The sequence below is a fragment of the Paludisphaera rhizosphaerae genome, assembly GCF_011065895.1.
In the GTDB taxonomy this organism is placed as follows: Bacteria; Planctomycetota; Planctomycetia; order Isosphaerales; family Isosphaeraceae; genus Paludisphaera; species Paludisphaera rhizosphaerae.
On record NZ_JAALCR010000002.1, the window covers coordinates 304,838 to 323,014 of the forward strand.

An 18,177-nucleotide genomic window follows, 5' to 3' on the forward strand; every position below is an offset into this window, starting at 1 on the left:
CCCACCCCGGAGCCCTCAGTGCCCCTCGCCATTTTCGACCACGACGGCGTTCTCGTCGACACGCTCAAGCTGCATCAGGACGCCTGGGTCGCCATGGGCCGAGAGTCCGGCCTGCCGATGACGCCGGAATTCATCCTCGAAACCTTCGGCATGACCAACGCGATGATCCTCCGGAAGGTCCGGGGCGAATCGCTCTCCGACGAGGAAGTTCTCGCGTACTCCGACCACAAGGAACAGCTCTACCGCGATCTGGCCCGAGGCACGATCGTGCTAATGCCGGGCGTTCGACCGTTTCTCGACGCCCTCACCGAGGCCGGCGTGGAGATGGCGATCGGCTCCAGCGGCGTCCGGAAGAACCTGGAGCTGACCGTCGAGGAGTGCGGGCTCCACGGTCGATTCAAGGCGATCGTTGCCGGCGAGGACGTCACCCGAGGCAAGCCCGATCCTCAGGTCTTCCTCCTGGCCGCCTCGCGTTCGGGGGCGAAGCCCGAGGAGACCGTCGTCTTCGAGGACGCCCCCGTCGGGATCCGAGCGGCGAAGGCGGCGGGGATGCTGGCTGTCGGAGTCACTTCCAGCCATGACGCCGACGCCCTGCAAGCGGCTGGCGCCGACCTGATCGTCGCCGACCTGTCGCAATGCGATGTCGCGGATCTGCTCGCCCGGCTCAGTCCGGCCGGTAGGTGGGATACTCCCCGCTGAGGCCCTCATTCCCCGGCGTGACTCCCGCGAGCCGGAGGACGACCCGACGAATCAGCTTGCCGATCATCGGCGTGGCCTTCTCGCCGGCCTCCAAGACGTCTTCATGGCGGATCGGCGTGGGGAGAACGCCGGCCGCTGCGTTCGTCACCAGCGCGAGGCCCAGAACTTCCATACCCCCGTGCCGGGCGACGATCGCCTCGGGGACCGTTGACATTCCCACCACGTCCGCCCCCAGGGCGCGGAGCATCCGGATCTCCGCCGGGGTCTCATAGCTCGGGCCGGGGAGGCAGGCATAGACGGCCGAGACCAGGTGCACTCCCAGTCGCTTCGCCTCCTCCTTGGCCATGTTCCGCAATCGCTTGGAATAGACCTCGGTCATGTCCGGGAACCGTTCACCGAGCCTGGGGTCGGCGGGACCTCGGAGCGGGTTCGCGCCGATCAGGTTGAGATGGTCCGACAGGCAGACGATGTTGCCCGGCCGTAAATCGGCCCGGACGCCTCCCGTCGCGGCCGTCAGGATGACCGTCTTCACGCCCAGCCGCTGGAGCACGCGCATCGGAAACGTGACGGCGCGGAGGTCGTGGCCCTCGTAGAAGTGGAACCTTCCCTGCAACAGGAGAGCCTCGGCGCCGTCGACCGAGCCGAAGACCACGTTGCCGGCGTGTCCCTGTACGGTCGTAACGGGGAAATGTGGGATCTGAGCGTACGGAATCACCTTTCGGTCGCCGAAACGCTCCACGAGCCCGTTCAATCCAGAGCCCAGTACGACGGCCACCTGGGGCGACCTGTCGCCGGCCGCCCTGCGAATGACCTCGGCCGCTTCATCGGCGGAGGAGAGCAAATCGTGGGGATGGCTGGACTGGCTCATAGAAGGACTCCCGCAATGCACGCCGAAAGGAAATTCGCCAGAGTGCCGGCCAGGAGCGCCCGGCCTCCAAGCCGCGCCAGATCCTTGCGACGCTCCGGAACGAGGGCTCCGATCCCGCCGATCTGGATCCCGATCGAGCTGAGGTTGGCGAAGCCGCAGAGGGCGAAAGAGGCGATGACGGCCGATCGCGGATCCAGGCTCGCTCGGATCCCGTCGAGCTTCTGAAACGCGATCAACTCGTTGAGCACGGTGCGCGTCCCCAGCAGACCACCCACAGCGCGGCAGTCGTCCCAGGCGACGCCCAGCATGTAGGCGACAGGCGCCATGATCCAGCCTAGTAGATCCTCCAGCGAGGTATTCAGCCGGCCCAGCCCGAGGTTCACCAGCGCGACCAGGCCCACGAAGGCGATCAGCACGGCGGCGATGTTGAGCGACAGGCTCAGACCGTCGCGAGTCCCCCGAGCGGCGGCGTCGAGGATGTTGGAGTCCTCGCGATCGTCATGGTGTCGGATGCCGCCGAGCGTTTCAGGCGTCTGAGTTTCGGGCACGAGCAGTTTCGAGAGCAGCACGGCGCCGGGGGCGGTCATGACGACGGCGGTCAGGACGTGCCGGGGCTCCACGTGGTAGGCGAAGTAGGCCGCCATCACGCCCCCCGACACGTGGGCCATTCCGGCCGTCATGACGGTCATCAACTCGGAGTTCGTCAGTCGAGCAAGGTAGGGCCGGATCGTCAGCGGGGCCTCCGTCTGGCCGAGGAACAACGAGGCCGCCACGTCGAGCGACTCCGCCCCGCTGATCCCCATCAGCCAGGCCATCGCCACGGCGAAGGAGCGAACGACCCACTGCATGATCCCCAGGTGATAAAGCACCGCGAAGAGCGCCGCGACGAAGATCACCGTGGGGAGCACGCGGAAGGCGAAGACGAAGCCCGCGGGGCCGTCCGCCTTCACCAGCGCCTCGCCGAACACGAACCGAGCCCCCTCCAGGGCGCATTCGAGGACGGACTCCACAAGCTTGCCGGCCTCCTGGAGCAATCGAACACCGGCCGGGGCGCGGAGGACCAGGATCGCGAAGATCCACTGCAGCGCCACTCCCCAGAAGAGGACTCGGCGCGAGATCGCCCGGCGGTTCTCGGAGAAGATCACGGCACCGACCAGGATGAGAGCCATCCCCAGCAGTCCGCGGAGCCGGTTCGCCCATTCGCCGAGACTGAGATCGCTCCTGACGTCCGTTTTGGGGGTCGCCTTGGAGACGTCGGCTGCTGGAGGATCGGCCGCGGACGGAACAGGGGCGGGAATCGTACGTCCTTCCTCGATGCTCGCTCCAACGCGCGGCGACATCGCCGCGGCTGCGAGGATCATGACGGCGATCAGCATTCGCATCGACCAGTTCCTCGCGAACGACCTTGAAACACTCGGCGAAACGTCAATCGACCCCAGCGACCAATCGGTCGACGATCGTCGTCGGCACGTCGACGCGGTCCGCCGAGAAGTGATAGGCGTCGGCGATCATCTCCGAGGCCCGTTCCAACTCCGCCTCGTCGTTGACGAGGATCGTGCAGAGCGATTCTCCGAGGTCGACGAGGTCGCCGACCTTCTTGTGCAGAATCACCCCCACGGCCGGATCGATCCTGGAATCGACCTTCGCCCGTCCTGCTCCGAGCAGCATGGTGGCGACGCCGATGGGACGGGAATCGAGCTTCGAGACCCGGCCGACCCGATCGGACTTCAATTCGATCGTCCGCTTCGGTTGCGGCAGCAGTCCGGGATCATCCACGATGCGGGGATCGCCCCCCTGCGCGGCGATCAGCCGACGAAGCCGCTCAAGCGCCGATCCGTCCTCGATCGTCCGCTCGCAGGCCCCGCGAGCCTCCTCGATGCTTTTCGCCAGGCCGGCGAGGAGGACCATCTCCGCGGCCAACTCGATCGACAGGCCCATGAGGTCGTCAGGCCCCTGACCGCGCAGGCATTCGAGGCTCTCAACGACTTCGACCGCATTGCCGACGGCCCGGCCGAGCGGCTGGTCCATTCGGGTGATGAGAGCGACGATCTTCTTCCCCATCTTATGGCCGACGTCGCACATCGTCTCGGCCAGGAGCATCGAGTCTTCCAGGTCCGGCAGGAACGCGCCGGAGCCCGTCTTCACATCGAGGACCAGGCCGTCGATCCCTTCCGCCAGCTTCTTCGACATGATCGACGCGGAGATGAGCGGGATCGACTCGACGGTCGACGTGGCGTCGCGCAGGGCGTAGAGGAACTTGTCGGCCGGGGCGATCTCCTTCGTCTGGCCGATCAGGACGAGGCCGGTTTCCGCGAGGATCTCCCGGTAGCGGTCGAGCGTCACGTCGACGCAAAAGCCGGGGATCGATTCGAGCTTGTCGAGCGTGCCGCCCGTGTGGCCGAGGCCACGGCCGGAGACCATCGGCACCATCACGCCGGCCGCGGCCGCGATGGGCGCGATGATGAGCGAGGTCTTGTCCCCCACGCCTCCGGTGCTGTGCTTGTCGATCTTCGGACCGGGAATCGCCGAGAGGTCGACGATGTCGCCCGACCGCATCATCGCGTCCGTCAGGGCGGCGGTCTCGGAACGATTCATCCCCTTGAGGACGATCGCCATCAGCAGAGCGGACCACTGGTAATCGGCCACGGCGCCGTTGGCGATCCCCTCGACCATCCAGTTGATCTCGGCCGTCGAAAGCGCTTCACCCTCGCGTTTCTTCCGGATCACGTCCACGGCGCGAACCATGTCGAACTCCTCGATGCGTTCCGACCGTCGTCAATGGTCCGGGCTGGTGGCGAACTGGCGGTCGCCGGCGTCGCCTAGACCCGGGTAAATGAAGCCGATCTCCGTCAGCCGCTCGTCCACCGCGCCGACGTGGATGGGGACGTCGGGCATCGCCTCGCGCATCCGGGCGATCCCTTCGGGCGCGGCGATGAGGGAGAGGAGCTTCAGTCGCGGCACCCCGGCGGACTTGAGGATCTCGCACGTCCGCACGGCCGAACCGCCGGTGGCGAGCATCGGATCCACGACCAGACCGATCGTGACGCGCGGCTGTTTGGGGAACTTGTTGTAATACTCAGTCGGCTTGAGCGTCGCCTCGTCGCGGAAGAGGCCGATGTGCCAGACCTCGGCTTCCGGGAGCAGCTCAATCAGGCCGTCCGCCATCCCCAGCCCGGCGCGGAGGACGGGGATGATCCCGACCACGTCGGCCAGCGCCTGACAGGGAGAGGGGCCGAGCGGGGTCTGGATGGTGACGTCGCGCGTCGGCAGATCGGCGGTCGCCTCCTGTCCTAGCAGAAGAGCGAGGCTTCTCACGAGCGACCGGAACTCGGGCGGTTTGGTGCGGGAGTCCCGCAGTGCCGCGAGCTTCTGGAGAACGATCGGATGCGACGACGCGAATACCGACGCCACGGGGCCCTCCTCTCACGTCGTTCCAGGCGCGAAAGAACCCCGACCGCGCGGAATCGCGGAAGAGACCAGGCCCGACGCGCCTTCTGGAAATGCGCTGGATCACGAGGGGAGTCGCGATCCTCGCATTCTGTCCTATTCGGCGCGCCGGTGCCAGGGGCATGAGCAAGCGAGATCAGTCGGTCTGACCCCAGACGCGAGGGGCCCGGAAACCGGGCGGCATGGGGGCGGCCTTCGGCGGAACGGCCTGAGCGGCCAGGGCGTCGTAACGCGCCCGCAGCTCGGCGACCTTCGCCGGATTCTTCGCGGCCAGGTCGTTCTTCTCGTAAGGATCGTCGACCAGGTTGAAGAGATGAGGGCGGTTGCGCTCCGCATCGGGTGCGGCGGCGGCGTCGTCGGCCTCGCCGTCGTCTCCGCCCGCACCGGCGGGGCGGCCGACGATCAGCTTCCAGTCGGCGACGCGAACGGCTCCGTTGCGCGGAGTCGTGTTCAGCAGGATCGCGTCGTGCGGGGTTCCCTTGCCCTCGGCGATCGCCGGCCAGGCGTCGCGACCGTCCAGCGGCAGGGACTGCTCGGCTGGCGCGCCGGCGAGTTTCATGAAGGTCGGAAAGAGATCGACCATGTGCAAGGCGGCGTCCACCGTTGAGCCGGCCTTGATCTTGCCAGGCCAGGTCGCGAACGCGGCCACGCGCACGCCGCCTTCGAAGAGTTGCCCCTTCGCTCCTCGGAGCGGGCCGTTGCTCGTCACCTTGCCCGGTTGCGGGCCGCCGTTGTCGCTGGAGAAGACGATCAGCGTGTTCCCGGCGATCCCCTTGCGATCGATTGCCTGGGAAATCTGGCCGACCGCCTCGTCAAGCGCCGCGAGCATCCCCGCGTAGGTCCGACGGGGCTCCGCGAGCTTGGCGTAGGGCTCTTTGTACTTCGCGGGGACCTGATGCGGCGCGTGGACGGCGTTGAACGGGACGTAGAGGAACAGCGGCTTCGTCGTGTCATGCTCGGCGACCAGCCGCGCGGCTTCCTCGCCGATCAGCGTGGTGCTGTAGCCCTTGTCGTGGTTCTCCTTGTCGTCGCGATGCCAGTCGTGGCCGCCGTCGCGCTCGTGGGTGTTGTAGTCGAGCGCTCCGTTGTAGTGGCCGTACTGGTGGTCGAACCCGCGATGCGTCGGCAGATACTCGGGCTGAAAGTGCCCGAGGTGCCACTTGCCCACAATAGCCGTCTCGTAGCCGGCTTCCTTGAGCGCCTGGGGAAGCGTCCGCTCATTCAGCGGCAGGCCGTAGCGCGCCCAGGGGCGGACGACCCCCACTTGAAGGCCGTGACGCATCGGGTAGCGCCCGGTCATCAAGGCGGCGCGGGTCGGCGAGCAGACCGGCTGGACGTAGAAATGCTCGAGCTTCGCACCGGCCGCAGCCAGTCGATCGAGGTTCGGCGTCTTGATCTCGGACCCATGCCAGCCGACGTCCCCCCAGCCCATATCGTCGGCCAGGATGACGACGATGTTGGGCTTCGGCGCGTCGGCTCCGAAGGCCGTCGCAGACGCCATGAACGCGGAGGCGAGCCAGGCCCACATCACCGGCCGACGTCGTGTCTCGATCCTCATGAATCAACTCTCCACTCTCGATGAAAACCCCTTCGACTCCAACTCGGCGATCAACTTCGCCCTGCATTCGCGATCGAGAATCGGGTGCGGGCTGGGCGGCGGAACCTCGTCGTAGGTTCGGCCGTCGATCTCCCTGCCGGTCCTTCCCTTGCGGACTCCGCCCCACTGTTTGAAGAAGAAACGAACTCCCGCCGCGGCGCATTGGTCGCGTAGAGATTCAACCCACTCCTTCGCCATTGGTCTCGCGCCATGACCGCTTTCGCCGCCCACGATCATCCAATCGATGCCCGACAGGTCGATCTCGCCCAGATCTTCGAGCAAGGGCTCGACCGACAGAAACCGGACGGCGGCGGGTGCGGAACGGAGGTGCTCGATCCGCGGTAAGCCATGACGGCGGTTCTCGACGCTCACGCCCCACCAGATGTGTCGGGCCGACGCAAGCTCGTGAAGAGGGCCCGAGAGCATCGCGGCGAGCCGCTCCGACCGCTTCGTCAGCACCTGGTACGTGTTCCAGTCGGCGGTTCGCATCACCTCGGCGACCTTCAAGACGTATTCGTCGGCGACGTCCTTGTGGAAGAGGTCGCTCATGGAATTGACGAAGACCATGCGGGGCTTCGACCACCGGAGCGGATCCAGCAGCTTGTGCGGGACCAATCGCAGATCGAAGCCCTGCTCATAGGGATGCCCGGGGACGCCTCGGAAGCGTTCCGCAAAGGTCTCGGCGTAGCAGTGGGCGCAGCCGGGCGTGATCTTGGTGCAGCCCCGGACAGGATTCCAGGTGGCGTCCGTCCACTCGATTTTGGTGTTGTCGCTCACCCGAGATCCCTCCGCAAAGGCTCCGGGGAGCCGCCGACATTGTACCAGGGAGGCGTCGCGGGAGGGCGCCGGCCGAGGGACCGGCCTTGTGAGAAACGGCTGGATCGATATACACTTGGTCCGTTCGTTCTGGACGGATCGCCCGGCCGCGCCGCGATGTTCACGGAGCGAGGTAGCAGCCTTTCATGACGTTCCAGTTCGCGGTACTCGGCAGCGGCTCAAAGGGCAACTCCGCGTTGTTCCGCCACGGCGGCGCGGGGATCCTGATCGACGCCGGGCTGGGCGTCCGCATGACGACGGAAAGGTTGGCGAGCGTCGGTTGCGACTGGTCTCACCTCGCGGCCGTCGTTCTGACCCATACCCACGGCGATCACGTCGACACCAGCGTCTTTCGCGCTCTCTCTCGTCGCGGCGTACCGCTTTATTGCCACGAAGGCCACCATCACGAGTTGGCCGGCGATCCAGGCTACGCGGCGCTCGACCGCCTCGGACTCGTCCGGTTTTACGACGAGCGTCCGTTCATGGCCCCGAGCGGGTTCCGCATCGAACCGGTCACCGCATGGCACGACGGCGGGCCGACCTTCGGCTTCCGCCTGGAAGCCGGCGCCGGCGGAAAGCGAAAGGGCATTTCGGTCGGCTATCTGACCGACACGGGCACCTGGAGCGATGAGACGGCCGAGGCCCTTGTCGACGTCGACGTCCTGGGCGTGGAGTTCAACCACGACGTGATGCTGCAGCGGACCTCGGGCAGGCACCCCGCTCTGATCGCGAGGAACCTCGGCGATCGAGGCCACCTCTCCAACCGACAGGCCGCCGACCTCGTCGCCGCGATCCTCTCGCGGTCGCGACGGGATCGGATCGCCCATCTCGTCCTCCTGCACCTGAGCGACCAGTGCAACCGGCCGGAGATCGCTCTCCGCGAGGCCGGAGAGGCGGTGCGCGAGAGTGGACGGCAGGTCTTCATCCACGCCGCCCGGCAATCTCCGGCGCACCCGGATCTGAGTTTGTCCCCGGCTCGCTCCAGGTCCCATTGGCGGCCGGACGTCGCCGGCGTCCAGGGTATCGCCCGATCGACCAAGTCGCGCCGGCGTCCGGCTGAAGCCTGTGCGTTCCTGCCCGGACTGAATCTCGAAAGTTCATGACCGTCGACGTCCGACGGCCGGAGAGCGTCCGTTGAGCGATTATTTCCTGAGCGACGTTCACCTGCGGGACGACCGCCCCGAACGTGGTCGCCGGCTCGTTCGTTTCCTTCAGCGACTGAAGCCAGGCGAGGACCGCCTGCTCATCGCCGGGGACCTGTGCGACTTCTGGATGGGCTCTCGCAAATCGTCCGAGGAACTCGCGCGCGACGAGGCGCTTTCCAGGCTGGCTGAGTTTTCCAGGGCTGGCGGCTCTCTCTCGATCCTTCCGGGAAACCACGACCGCTGGCTCGTCCCATTTTATGAATCATCGCTGCGGGCGACGATCTTGACCGAGCCCTACGAGATGGAGAGCTACGGCCTGAGAGTCCACATCGTCCACGGCCACCTGCTGGGCGCTCGGCGGATGTGGAAGGCCGCGATGGAGTCTCGCGAGTTCTTCCGGGCCTTCGGCGCCATTCCCTCGTCCATGGCGAAGCCGCTGGACGACCTTCTGGAGACGCGCAACCGACGTGGGCTGGAAGACGACGAACGACGCCATCTGGCCGTCTTCCGCAGCTACGCCGACAGCCTGAACGGAGTGGACCTGGCCGTTTTCGGTCACGTCCACCGCGCCGTTGACGAAGCGGGCTCTCCCCGGATGATCGTCCTCGGCGGCTGGCAGGCGCGTTTGAGTTATCTCAAGATCGACGCCGACGGAGCGGTCTTCCACGTCGAATCGGGCGAGGTCGACGAGCCGACCTCCACGGACTCCCAACGGGCTGAACCGAGCAACGTATCGCCATGAAATTCGATCACCACCTCCACACGTCCCGCCACTCGCCCGACAGCGTTATGGACCCCCTGGAACTGCTTGAACGAGCCCGGGAGATCGGCCTGGACGGCGTCGTCATCACGGAGCACGACCACCAGTGGGCTCCGGCCGAGTTGGCGGAACTGGCCGCCGAGGCGCGAGGACTCAAGGTCTTCTCCGGCGTGGAGGTCTCGGCGCGCGAGGGGCACTTTCTCGTTTACGGCCTGCCGGACCTGAGCGACGTGGGGCCTGGGATCAGCGTCGGAGAACTCCTCAAGGTCGTCAATCGCCGAGGCGCGGCGATCGTGGCTGCTCATCCGTTCCGATGGCTGCAGCCCTTCGACGAGATCGTCGGGAGGTACGGCCCGGCGTTTCACGGGGTCGAGTTCGTCAGCAACAACGTGACGGCTGAGACCCGAGCCCTCGCCGACGCCCTGTTGCAGGCCTCGCCGATGCCCCGAACGGGCTCGTCGGACGCTCACGACGTGGACACGTTGGGTTGTTACTACAGCGAGGTCGAAGGACCCGTGGAGACGATCGCGGATTTCGTCGCCGCGCTTCGGCGGGGAGCCGTGCAACCGCGTCACCGCAAAGGGGCGCGGCTCACTTCAGGGCCGGTTTGAACGGCATCCCCATCAGGTTCGAGCGGAACGATGACGCGTCGATCGCTCGAGCCGACGGCCGAGGTCCAAAGCTCGACGTCTTGACCGGGCGCTGCGTCCTGCGTCCGAGCCAGTAGGCTCTGAGCCGACCCTCGACCTCCTTACGGATCGGTATGCCGACGGCGTCCAGGTCGTTGCGGAAGGTCTCGATCTCGGCCTTCGTCGCCGGACGTCGACCGAATTCCCCTGCGAGGGCCAGCAACCGTCGATACGAGACGCGAGTCGGCGGTCGATCGAGAATCGGGGCCTGGTTCCGAAGCATCGATTCCAGGCCGCGCGCGTCGCCGCCGAACTTCGTCCAGAAACCGACGCCCTGAAGTACTCGGTAGGTCGTGAAGTAGGCGTCCAGCTCCTTGCGAAGCCGCAAGAAGGCTCGGTCGTCCTTCTCGAATCGGTCGGAACGGACCTGAGCGGCGACCCCGGCCATGATCAGCAGGAGCCAGCCGAAACCCACGAACCACGTCCAGGGGCGTCCCCTTCCGGCGAGCAGCCAGCGGTGCGCCAGGCCGATCGGCAGCCCGGCCAAGGCCCCGCCGGCGTGGCCCCAGTTGTCGATGTATCGCGGGAAGGCCAGCCCGAGCGCTCCCGTCATCATCAGAGCCTTCAGCATATACCAGGTCAACTCGCGGTCGCGGAGCGACTTCGACGCCCACCCCGCCGTCGCGAAGAGGCCGATCAGCCCCATGATGACGACCGACCCGCCCCCGGAATGGACCAGCGGACTCGCCCCCATGGCCTGCCTCGCCAGGGCCGAGAGGAGATTGCCCCCGACCCCGGTGATCCCATAGACGGCCGTCAGCGTCCACGGCCCGTACCATGACTCCAGCAGCGAGCCCAGCAGGTAGAACGCGAACAGGTTCATCCCGATGTGGATGACGCTGTAATGCACGAAGTTGCAGGTAATCAGCCGCCAGTACTCCCCCGCGGCCAGGTCCTGGAGCGTCAGGTCGCCGAAGCGATGGGCGTCCCCCATGCCCGACATCAGAACGCCCATCATCGAAGGGGCGGGGACGTCTCGCCGGTGGTCGGCCAGCATCGCAAGGAAGACGACGACCCAACTCAGGCTGAACAGCACTGTGGCGGGATAATCTCGGATTTCGCGGAGGACGAGGCGGGGATTCATGCCGTTCTCGGGAGGTCGCGAGGCCGATCCGGAAACGCCTTCCAGGTCGCAAACTTATTCTAGCTCACCGTCGCGACGATGCGACCCGATCGCGGCGCGGAGTCGCTCCTGGGCCGATTGCCATTTTTCGTCGCTGAGCGCCGAGACGAGTCCGCTGGTCGAGATCGGCGAGTCCAGATGAATCCACGTCTTGCAGCCGAGCTGTTCGACCGAGGGACGGATGACTTCTGCCTCGGCGCGGTCCCAGACGCGGACGCTCAACACCCACAGCCCCGGTCGGCGGTAATGGAACCGCTTGTGCACGGTTTCGTCGGTCCACACATGAAAAGGCTCCAGCCGGTCAAGCTCGTCCTCGCGCTCGATCAGGTGAACCGAGTCGACGACGGCCAGCGATCGGATCAGGACGAGCGAGGCGTCGGTTAGATTCTCAACCGGGGCCGGCTCCTCGCGAAGACCTTGTTGAGCCTCGTGGATTCGAGTGGGGTACAGCCAGAAGACGCGATGATCCGGCGTGAACCGCCCCCCCTCCTCGGCGATCCCCCCTTTTCGGAGGATCACCGTTTGTCGGCCCGAGGCGAGCGCCGCGCAGACGCCGCTCCATTCCTTGAACCCGACGTCGCACGTGGGAGGGACGTCATTCACAGTTGAGCCTCGTCCTTCGGGGTCCTGGTCATCAGGTCGACGACCGCGGCGTGGGGTTGTTTGCCCTCAAAGAGCACCTGATGCAGCTCATGGGTGATCGGCATGTCGACTCCCAACTGCAACGCCAGCGCATGGACGCTCCGAATCGTCGGAACTCCCTCGGAGACGTTGACCATGCTGCCGAGAATCGTTTCCAGAGACTCGCCCCGCCCGATTCGGGCGCCCACCTCGCGGTTCCGGCCGAATGGGCTGAAGCAGGTCGTGACGACGTCCCCGACGCCCGCCAGGCCGTAGAAGGTCTGGAGTCGGCCCCCCAGCCGAACGCCCAGTCGGGCGATTTCGACGAGTCCACGCGTGAGCAGGGCGGCCTTGGCGTTGTCGCCGATTTCCAGCCCGTCGCAGACGCCGGCTGCAATCCCCAGGATATTCTTGAGGGCCCCGGCGACTTCAGCCCCGACGGCGTCGCTGTTGCGGTAAAGGCGGAACGTCGCGTTGCTGAAGGCCGATTGAACCGACTCGCAAAACTCAGCCGACGGCCCCGCGACGACCAGCGAGGCCGGCAGACCTCGCGCCAGTTCCTCGGCATGACTCGGTCCGGTCAATACGGCCGTCTCGCGCGGGCCGAGGCATTCGGCGATGATCTGCGTCGGCCGCGCGAAGGTGCCGAACTCGATCCCCTTCACGACGCTGAGCGTCGGCACTTCCGCCGGTACGGTTGAAGCGAGAGCCGCTAGCGTTGACCTCAGGTAGGAGGTGGGAATCGACGCCACCAACAAATCCGCCCCTTCAACCGCCTCGGCCGGGTCGCCGGTGATGGTGATTTCCGCGGGGATGACGACCTCGGGAAGGTGGCGAGCATTGCGCCGCGTTTCCGCCATCAGACGGGCGCGTTCCGGCTCGCGGACCCAGAGCCGCGCATCGGCGCCGGCGCGGGCGAGGACCATCGCCATCGCCGTCCCCATGCCGCCGCCGCCGAGAATCGCCACCCGATGCACGTCAGGCCTCCCCGCGATAGGCTCGGTCGAGCAGGTCGACCGGATGCACGACCTCGATGGCGAGCCCTTGCTCGCGGATTTGACGGGCGATCTGAAGCGTACAGCCGATATTGCCGCTGGCGACGACCGCCGCGCCGGTCGACTCGATATTAGCCAGTTTACGACGTCCCAGCCGCTGCGACATTTCCGGTTCGGTCAGGTTGTACGTCCCCGCCGCGCCGCAGCAAAGCTCGCTCTCCGGGAGCGGGACCAACTCCAGGCCGGGAATCAACGACAGGAGTTGCCTGGGCTGGGCTCGGATCTGCTGGGCGTGGCAGAGGTGGCAGGCGTCGTGATACGTCACCTTCTGCGAAACCGCGTGCTTCGGCGCGATCGGTCCGAGTTCGACGAGGAACTCAGACACATCCTTCACCTTGGCGACGAACCGGGCGGCTCGCTCGTGTTCCTCGGGAGGCAGAATGTGCTCATAACCCTTGAACATCGCCCCGCAGCCGGCCGCGTTGACGACGACGGCGTCGAGGCCATCGACGTCGAAGGCGTTCATGTTTTGCAGTGCGAGGCTGAGCGCGGGAGTCTCGGCACCAGAATGGTAATGGATCGCTCCGCAGCAGGCCTGACTGCGAGGAATGACGACCTCACAGCCGTTCTGCTGAAGGACCCGTGCCGTGGCCGTGGTGGTCTCGGGCGTCATCACGTCGGTCACGCAGCCCAGGAACAGCCCGACGCGAGCCCGTCGAGGGCCGATCGCCGGCAAGACTTCGGGGAGGTTGGAAGCGGGGCCGAGAGTTGGAACCATCGCCGCCATGTTTCGAAGCGTGGGCGGCAGGAGGTTGAAGAGTCCGCTGCGTTCCAGAGGCTTCATCAACCCGAGCTTCTGGAGCAGCCGGACTGGCAGTAGCGCCACGCGGACTCGGCGGGCGTAGGGAAAGAGGCGATGCAGAACCAGTTTCTGGAGCAGGCTGAGGCCCGCGCCCGGAGGCGCGTCGCGGAGCATCTCGATCTTGAACGGCTCGATCAGCTTGCCGTATTGAACGCCCGACGGGCAGGCCGTTTCGCAGGCGCGGCAGTCCAGGCATAGTTCGAGGTGCTTGCGGACTTCGGGGCTCATCCCCAGGCGGCCGTCGACGACGGATCGCATCAGGTAGATCCGGCCTCGCGGGCCGTTGTTTTCGTCGCCAGTCTCGACGTACGTCGGGCAACTCGCCGTGCAGAGTCCGCAGTGGATGCACTGCTGGAATAGCGGATACGAGACCCGCTCGGAGAGCCAGGCCAGATCGACGCCCGACTCGCCATCGCTGGGGGCCGTGCGCGGGTTCGTCTCTGCGGTCGACTGCGTATTCATCTCAAGCCTCGCCGACGAACCGGCCGGGATTCATCAATCCGATAGGGTCGAGCGCCTGCTTCACGGCCTTCCCTAGAGCCCAGTCTGGCCGAGGATCGCCCCAGACCCGCAGCCGCGGCTTCCAGGCCGTCGGGCAGCACGTAACGACGAGCGCCCCCGAATCGCGCACAGCCTGAGCCCGGGCGGCGGAGACCGCCTCCACGGCCTGGTCCTCGTTCCAGTCGCCCCGAGCCCGCATCCGAACCACGCCGCTCCCCGCGTGAGCCTGCACGGCCCACCGCTCGGGATCGAGCGCCGCCATGAATCCGGCGACCCGCGACGGTCGCAGGTTCGCCGTGCAGGCGAGCAAGGCAGGACCCGCCTGGAAGTCGGTGAGGGCCGACCAGAGGGGGGGCGTCTCATCGTTCCGAAGGACGTCGACTCCGCTGGTCTTGCCGGACAGGAAGTGCTCGACCTGCCAATCGACCGAGGCGGCGTCGTCCTCGATTCCGAGCACGAAGGTCCAGGAGCCCCCCTTCAAGCCCAGGGCGTCGCCGATGATCGCCGCGGCCGAGGGATTCAGGAATTCGACGGCGACCGGACGAGTTGAGGAGGCGTCGAGCGAGGCGAGGTTGGCGTCGAGCGTCGTCGGCTCGTCGACCGGCAGCCAGATCAGGGCCGACCCGCCCGGTTTGGGCCGAACTTTTAGAGTCGCCTGAGTAATCACGCCGAGTGTACCGAGTGAGCCGGTCAGCAGCTTGGGGAAGTCGTAGCCCGCGACGTTCTTGACGACCCGACCGCCCCCCTTGACCTCCACGCCCTTCGAGGTGACGAACGAGACGCCGATGATCGAGTCGCGCGGCCTTCCCTGCCCGTATCGTCGGGGTCCGAAAACCCCCGTCGCCAGCGCCCCGCCGATCGTCGCCCGGTCGGCCGTTGGGACGTCGAAGAGGAGTCGCTGGTGATGTTCGGCGAGCACCGATTGGAGCGAGGCGACGTTGAGACCGCCCTGGACGGTGATCGTCATATCGGCGTGGGGGTAGTCGACGACCTGCTTGAGAGCCGTCAGATCAACCGCAACGCCAGGACGCGCAGGAGTTCCGCCGTAGTCGAGAGCCGTTCGGCCGCCCTGCGGGTAGACGGCCCCTCCCGCCTCAGCCTCGGAACGGACGACCTCGCAGAGGTCTTCGACGCTGTGAGGCTGATGAACGGCGAGGGCGCGGCGGCCGTCGCCCAGGGGCGGCAGGTCGGGAGAATCCGGCCAGGTCGATCGAGTCACTCCCCTTCCCCCCGCTCTTGCCCGGACGGAGCGGCTTCAGCTCCGGAGAGGATGCGCTCCACCTTGTCCTGGACTGCGCGGATCGCTGCCACGGTGGCGTCGTCGAACGCGCCGGGCCAGGCCTCGGTGAGCAGCACCTGAGACTCGAGCGCCAGCCGGTAGAGGGCGTAGGCCAGGCGACGATCGAGGCCCGCCGAGCCGCGGTTCTCCTCTTCCAGAATGCGCAGAGCGGCCAGCAATTCGGCCGTGGAGGCTGGGGGAACCTGTTCGCCGCGGCGCAGGTGGGCGAGGAACCCGTCGAGGTCTCCTCCGCCTTCGCCGACGTGTTTCCAAACGATGTCCATGGCGCGTCCGTCGGGGATTTCCGGTTCGTAGCTGCCAGCCACCTCGGGCTCGGAACGGGGGCCGATTTCCAGGCGAACCGTTTGAGGGGCTTCGGCCGGCGGGGTGGGCTCGCTCAGCAAGGCGTCGTCCGTTTCGATCGCCGGGATGTGGACCAGGGGAACGGTGAGCGCCGGAAGATTCTCCGCGTCGGCATCGTCGGGTCGTGACGATGACGCCGGCCGGCCGTCCTCGCGCCGCCTGTTCCACTCGGCCAGATAGTTCGGATCGTCGGCGATCTCATCCAGGCCCGAGAGCGGCGAGCCGCGCTTCTCTTCGACCTCTGTCACCTGCCGGCGCGTTCGCTCTTCTTCGAGAGCCTGGACCAGCAGCCGGGAACAGTATTCCTGAATCGTGGGGATCTGTTCGAGGCCGGCCAGCAGTTCAGCCAGGTCGAGGTAGCTGCCGGGAAGATAAAGCGTGAGCCGCTGGATCTCTTCCTCGAAGCCGGGGAGTTTGTGCTCGCGCGAGCCCGATCGAAAAACGGGGGGGAGCCGCCTCCAGCGCGAGAATCGATTCTTATCCCCCACGTCCGTCGTCCCTCCCCGGGGCGGCCTCTCACTGACCTTGTCGACGCAGTGAAGGTTGCGACCCATGAACATCATACGCGCTGCCGAGCCGACCGCGAAAGCCATGCGTTACGCGGGAGCGCGACGTCCCGGCGAACTGCGCTCGATGCAGTGGCCGCCGGTCGGAATCTTCTTGTGAGGGCTGCAACGATTCTCCCGATTCAGGGCGTCGTGCACCGAGGCCATCGCTTCGAGGTCGTCGGCGGAAAACAGCTTCGGCATCATCGCGAGCTTCTCCACGCCGATGCCATGCTCGCCCGTGACGCTCCCTCCCAACCGGATGCACTCGTCGAGGATTTCATGGCTGGCCTGAAGGGCGCGACGAACCTGGTCGGGATCCTGCTCGTCAAACAGAATGATCGGATGGAGGTTGCCGTCGCCGGCGTGGAAGACGTTGGCGATCCGGATATTGGTACGCTCGGAAACGCCCTCCATGAATCGGAGGATATGCGGCAAGGCGGTGCGCGGGACCACGCCGTCCTGGGTGCAGAACGTGGGGCTGACCCGGCCGATCGCGCCGAAGGCCATTTTGCGACTCTTCCAGATCGCCTTGTACTCGGGCTCTTCGCGAGTCCGCCAGGCGATGGCCTTCTCGACCTTCCCGTGGTGGGCCTGGACGATCTCGGAAACGGCCTGGGCCTCGTGATCGAGCCCGGCGTCGACGCCGTCGATTTCGATGATGAGGACCGCCCCGGCGTCGACGGGGAAGCCGAACTTGAAAGCGGCCTCGACCGCCCGGATCATCAGGTTGTCGATCATCTCAAGCGCCGCGGGGACGATGCCAGCGGCCACGATTCCGCTCACGGCTTCCACCGAGTGTTCGACCGTATCGAAGACCGCCAGGAGCGTCCGGCCCGCCTCGGGGTCGCGGCACAGATTGACGATCACCTTGGTGACGATCCCGAAGGTCCCCTCGCTGCCGACGAACAGGCCGGTGAGATCGAAGCCCGGCTGGTCCTCGACCACGCCGCCGAGCTGGACGATCTCGCCTTCCGGCGTGACGTACTCCACCCCCCGGATGTGGTTGACGGTCACACCGTACTTGAGGGTGTGCGGACCTCCCGCGTTGGTCGCGACGTTCCCGCCGATTGTGCAGGCTGTCTGGCTCGACGGATCGGGGGCGAAATGCAGTCCGGTGCCGGCAAGCGCTCGACTCAGCCAGACGTTCACAACGCCGGCCTCAACGATGGCGTAACGGTCGCGCGTGTCGATCTCCAGCACGCGCTTCATTTTCGTCAGACTGATCATCACGCCGCCGCCGACCGGGAGCGTCCCTCCCGCCAGGCTCGTCCCGGCCCCTCGCGGCACGAACGGGACGTCGTGGCGGTTGCACAGCTTGACGATTTCGGCCACCTGTTCGGCCGAATTCGGAAACACGACCACGTCTGGAACGGCCTTCTCCACAACGTAGCCGTCGCACTCGTAGACCACCAATTCATCGCGACGATGTAGAACGCCTTCATCGCCCAGCAAGGAGCTCAACTCGGCGACGAGAGTGGTCGAGGCGAGCGAAGTGGAAGGAGCAGCAGTCGTGGCCATATCGCAGCGATCCCAGGCGGAGGGTCGTGGAGAATGTCTCGGCCGATTCTATCGGTCACGGTCAAAGCCTGCCATCGGGCTCATGATGAGAGCTCCGACAGATCAAGCGACCTGGGTGTAACTTCTACATGGAGCGGCGACCGCTTGGGTTGCACACGGCGGAGGAGAAAGGGGACTGGCTCCCGGCGCGAGCGCCTCGGCCCTTGGTATCGACCTGGCGGCCGGGTGCCTGTCCCCTTTCTCCGGAGCCAAGGGGGACAGGCACCTCCGCTGCGCTGCGGAGCCAGTCCCCGTTGACCCCTCCGGTCTGTGTGCAACCCGAGCGGTCAGCGCTCTGGAGCGAATC

At 66.4% G+C, this 18,177-nt stretch carries 17 protein-coding genes; 4 read left to right on the top strand and 13 right to left on the bottom strand.

The features are described from left to right. Positions 1-18 precede the first annotated feature (18 nt). Entirely contained in the window at positions 19-699 is a 681-nt protein-coding gene (locus G5C50_RS03880; protein ID WP_240906950.1) for an HAD family hydrolase, read from the top strand. On the opposite strand, the gene G5C50_RS03885 is transcribed toward G5C50_RS03880, so the two are convergent. The 6 genes from G5C50_RS03885 to G5C50_RS03910 form a co-directional block, all read right to left on the bottom strand. Beyond that, the gene (locus tag G5C50_RS03885) at positions 665-1,567 is read right to left on the bottom strand and encodes a purine-nucleoside phosphorylase (protein ID WP_165065222.1); all 903 of its coding nucleotides are present in this window, start codon (positions 1,565-1,567) and stop codon (positions 665-667) included. The two genes, G5C50_RS03880 and G5C50_RS03885, sit on opposite strands and share 35 nt — an antisense overlap. Beyond that, the gene (locus G5C50_RS03890) at positions 1,564-2,949 is read right to left on the bottom strand and encodes a NupC/NupG family nucleoside CNT transporter (protein WP_206107573.1); all 1,386 of its coding nucleotides are present in this window, start codon (positions 2,947-2,949) and stop codon (positions 1,564-1,566) included. The genes G5C50_RS03885 and G5C50_RS03890 overlap by 4 nt, the downstream gene beginning before the upstream one ends. Before the next feature lie 43 nt (positions 2,950-2,992). Then, positions 2,993-4,312, bottom strand: a complete 1,320-nt coding sequence (locus G5C50_RS03895) for a thymidine phosphorylase (RefSeq protein WP_165065225.1) — start codon at positions 4,310-4,312, stop codon at positions 2,993-2,995. Positions 4,313-4,342: 30 nt separating this feature from the next. Then, complete coding sequence (gene upp / locus G5C50_RS03900) at positions 4,343-4,978, bottom strand: uracil phosphoribosyltransferase (protein ID WP_165065228.1); 636 nt, start codon at positions 4,976-4,978, stop codon at positions 4,343-4,345. A 172-nt stretch (positions 4,979-5,150) separates the two neighbouring features. Further along, a complete protein-coding gene (locus tag G5C50_RS03905) occupies positions 5,151-6,572 on the bottom strand; it encodes an arylsulfatase B (RefSeq protein WP_165065230.1) in 1,422 nt (473 codons plus the stop codon). A gap of 3 nt (positions 6,573-6,575) precedes the next feature. Continuing rightward, positions 6,576-7,388, bottom strand: a complete 813-nt coding sequence (locus G5C50_RS03910; protein ID WP_165065233.1) for a DUF5131 family protein — start codon at positions 7,386-7,388, stop codon at positions 6,576-6,578. 185 nt (positions 7,389-7,573) lie between these two features. Here G5C50_RS03910 and G5C50_RS03915 point away from each other — a divergent pair, with 185 nt between their 5' ends. From G5C50_RS03915 to G5C50_RS03925, 3 genes are read left to right on the top strand one after another with little or no spacing between them, the layout of a single operon-like run. Then, a complete protein-coding gene (locus tag G5C50_RS03915; RefSeq protein WP_165065236.1) occupies positions 7,574-8,530 on the top strand; it encodes an MBL fold metallo-hydrolase in 957 nt (318 codons plus the stop codon). 31 nt (positions 8,531-8,561) lie between these two features. Beyond that, positions 8,562-9,314 carry a UDP-2,3-diacylglucosamine diphosphatase gene (locus G5C50_RS03920; protein ID WP_165065239.1) on the top strand — a complete coding sequence of 251 codons (753 nt, stop codon included), beginning with the start codon at positions 8,562-8,564 and terminating at the stop codon, positions 9,312-9,314. Next, on the top strand, positions 9,311-9,943 hold the full coding sequence (locus G5C50_RS03925) for a PHP-associated domain-containing protein (RefSeq protein WP_165065242.1): 633 nt from the start codon (positions 9,311-9,313) through the stop codon (positions 9,941-9,943). Before G5C50_RS03920 ends, G5C50_RS03925 begins: the two co-directional genes overlap by 4 nt. Here the strand turns inward: G5C50_RS03925 and G5C50_RS03930 are convergent. From G5C50_RS03930 to G5C50_RS03960, 7 genes are all read right to left on the bottom strand, one after another. Then, complete coding sequence (locus G5C50_RS03930; protein ID WP_165065245.1) at positions 9,924-11,105, bottom strand: rhomboid family intramembrane serine protease; 1,182 nt, start codon at positions 11,103-11,105, stop codon at positions 9,924-9,926. The genes G5C50_RS03925 and G5C50_RS03930 overlap by 20 nt on opposite strands. Positions 11,106-11,159: 54 nt before the next feature. After that, a complete protein-coding gene (locus G5C50_RS03935) occupies positions 11,160-11,747 on the bottom strand; it encodes a DUF1802 family protein (RefSeq protein ID WP_165065248.1) in 588 nt (195 codons plus the stop codon). After that, positions 11,744-12,742: an NAD(P)H-dependent glycerol-3-phosphate dehydrogenase gene (locus G5C50_RS03940; RefSeq protein ID WP_240906951.1), complete on the bottom strand. Its 999-nt coding sequence runs from the start codon at positions 12,740-12,742 to the stop codon at positions 11,744-11,746. The genes G5C50_RS03935 and G5C50_RS03940 overlap by 4 nt, the downstream gene beginning before the upstream one ends. A gap of 1 nt (position 12,743) precedes the next feature. Continuing rightward, positions 12,744-14,084 carry a (Fe-S)-binding protein gene (locus G5C50_RS03945; RefSeq protein ID WP_165065251.1) on the bottom strand — a complete coding sequence of 447 codons (1,341 nt, stop codon included), beginning with the start codon at positions 14,082-14,084 and terminating at the stop codon, positions 12,744-12,746. 1 nt (position 14,085) lies between these two features. Further along, a complete protein-coding gene (locus tag G5C50_RS03950) occupies positions 14,086-15,342 on the bottom strand; it encodes an FAD-binding oxidoreductase (RefSeq protein ID WP_165065254.1) in 1,257 nt (418 codons plus the stop codon). Next, positions 15,339-16,253 carry a hypothetical protein gene (locus tag G5C50_RS03955; RefSeq protein WP_165065257.1) on the bottom strand — a complete coding sequence of 305 codons (915 nt, stop codon included), beginning with the start codon at positions 16,251-16,253 and terminating at the stop codon, positions 15,339-15,341. Before G5C50_RS03955 ends, G5C50_RS03950 begins: the two co-directional genes overlap by 4 nt. A gap of 108 nt (positions 16,254-16,361) precedes the next feature. Continuing rightward, positions 16,362-17,831: an FAD-binding oxidoreductase gene (locus G5C50_RS03960; RefSeq protein ID WP_165065260.1), complete on the bottom strand. Its 1,470-nt coding sequence runs from the start codon at positions 17,829-17,831 to the stop codon at positions 16,362-16,364. Positions 17,832-18,177 lie beyond the last annotated feature (346 nt).

Coding starts and splice junctions, on each gene's coding strand:
- G5C50_RS03885 (WP_165065222.1), bottom strand. CDS start 1,567: ATGAGCCAGTCCAGCCATCCCCACGATTTGCTCTCCTCCGCCGATGAA.
- G5C50_RS03890 (WP_206107573.1), bottom strand. CDS start 2,949: ATGCGAATGCTGATCGCCGTCATGATCCTCGCAGCCGCGGCGATGTCG.
- G5C50_RS03895 (WP_165065225.1), bottom strand. CDS start 4,312: ATGGTTCGCGCCGTGGACGTGATCCGGAAGAAACGCGAGGGTGAAGCG.
- G5C50_RS03905 (WP_165065230.1), bottom strand. CDS start 6,572: ATGAGGATCGAGACACGACGTCGGCCGGTGATGTGGGCCTGGCTCGCC.
- G5C50_RS03915 (WP_165065236.1), top strand. CDS start 7,574: ATGACGTTCCAGTTCGCGGTACTCGGCAGCGGCTCAAAGGGCAACTCC.
- G5C50_RS03925 (WP_165065242.1), top strand. CDS start 9,311: ATGAAATTCGATCACCACCTCCACACGTCCCGCCACTCGCCCGACAGC.
- G5C50_RS03930 (WP_165065245.1), bottom strand. CDS start 11,105: ATGAATCCCCGCCTCGTCCTCCGCGAAATCCGAGATTATCCCGCCACA.
- G5C50_RS03945 (WP_165065251.1), bottom strand. CDS start 14,084: ATGAATACGCAGTCGACCGCAGAGACGAACCCGCGCACGGCCCCCAGC.
- G5C50_RS03960 (WP_165065260.1), bottom strand. CDS start 17,831: ATGGCCACGACTGCTGCTCCTTCCACTTCGCTCGCCTCGACCACTCTC.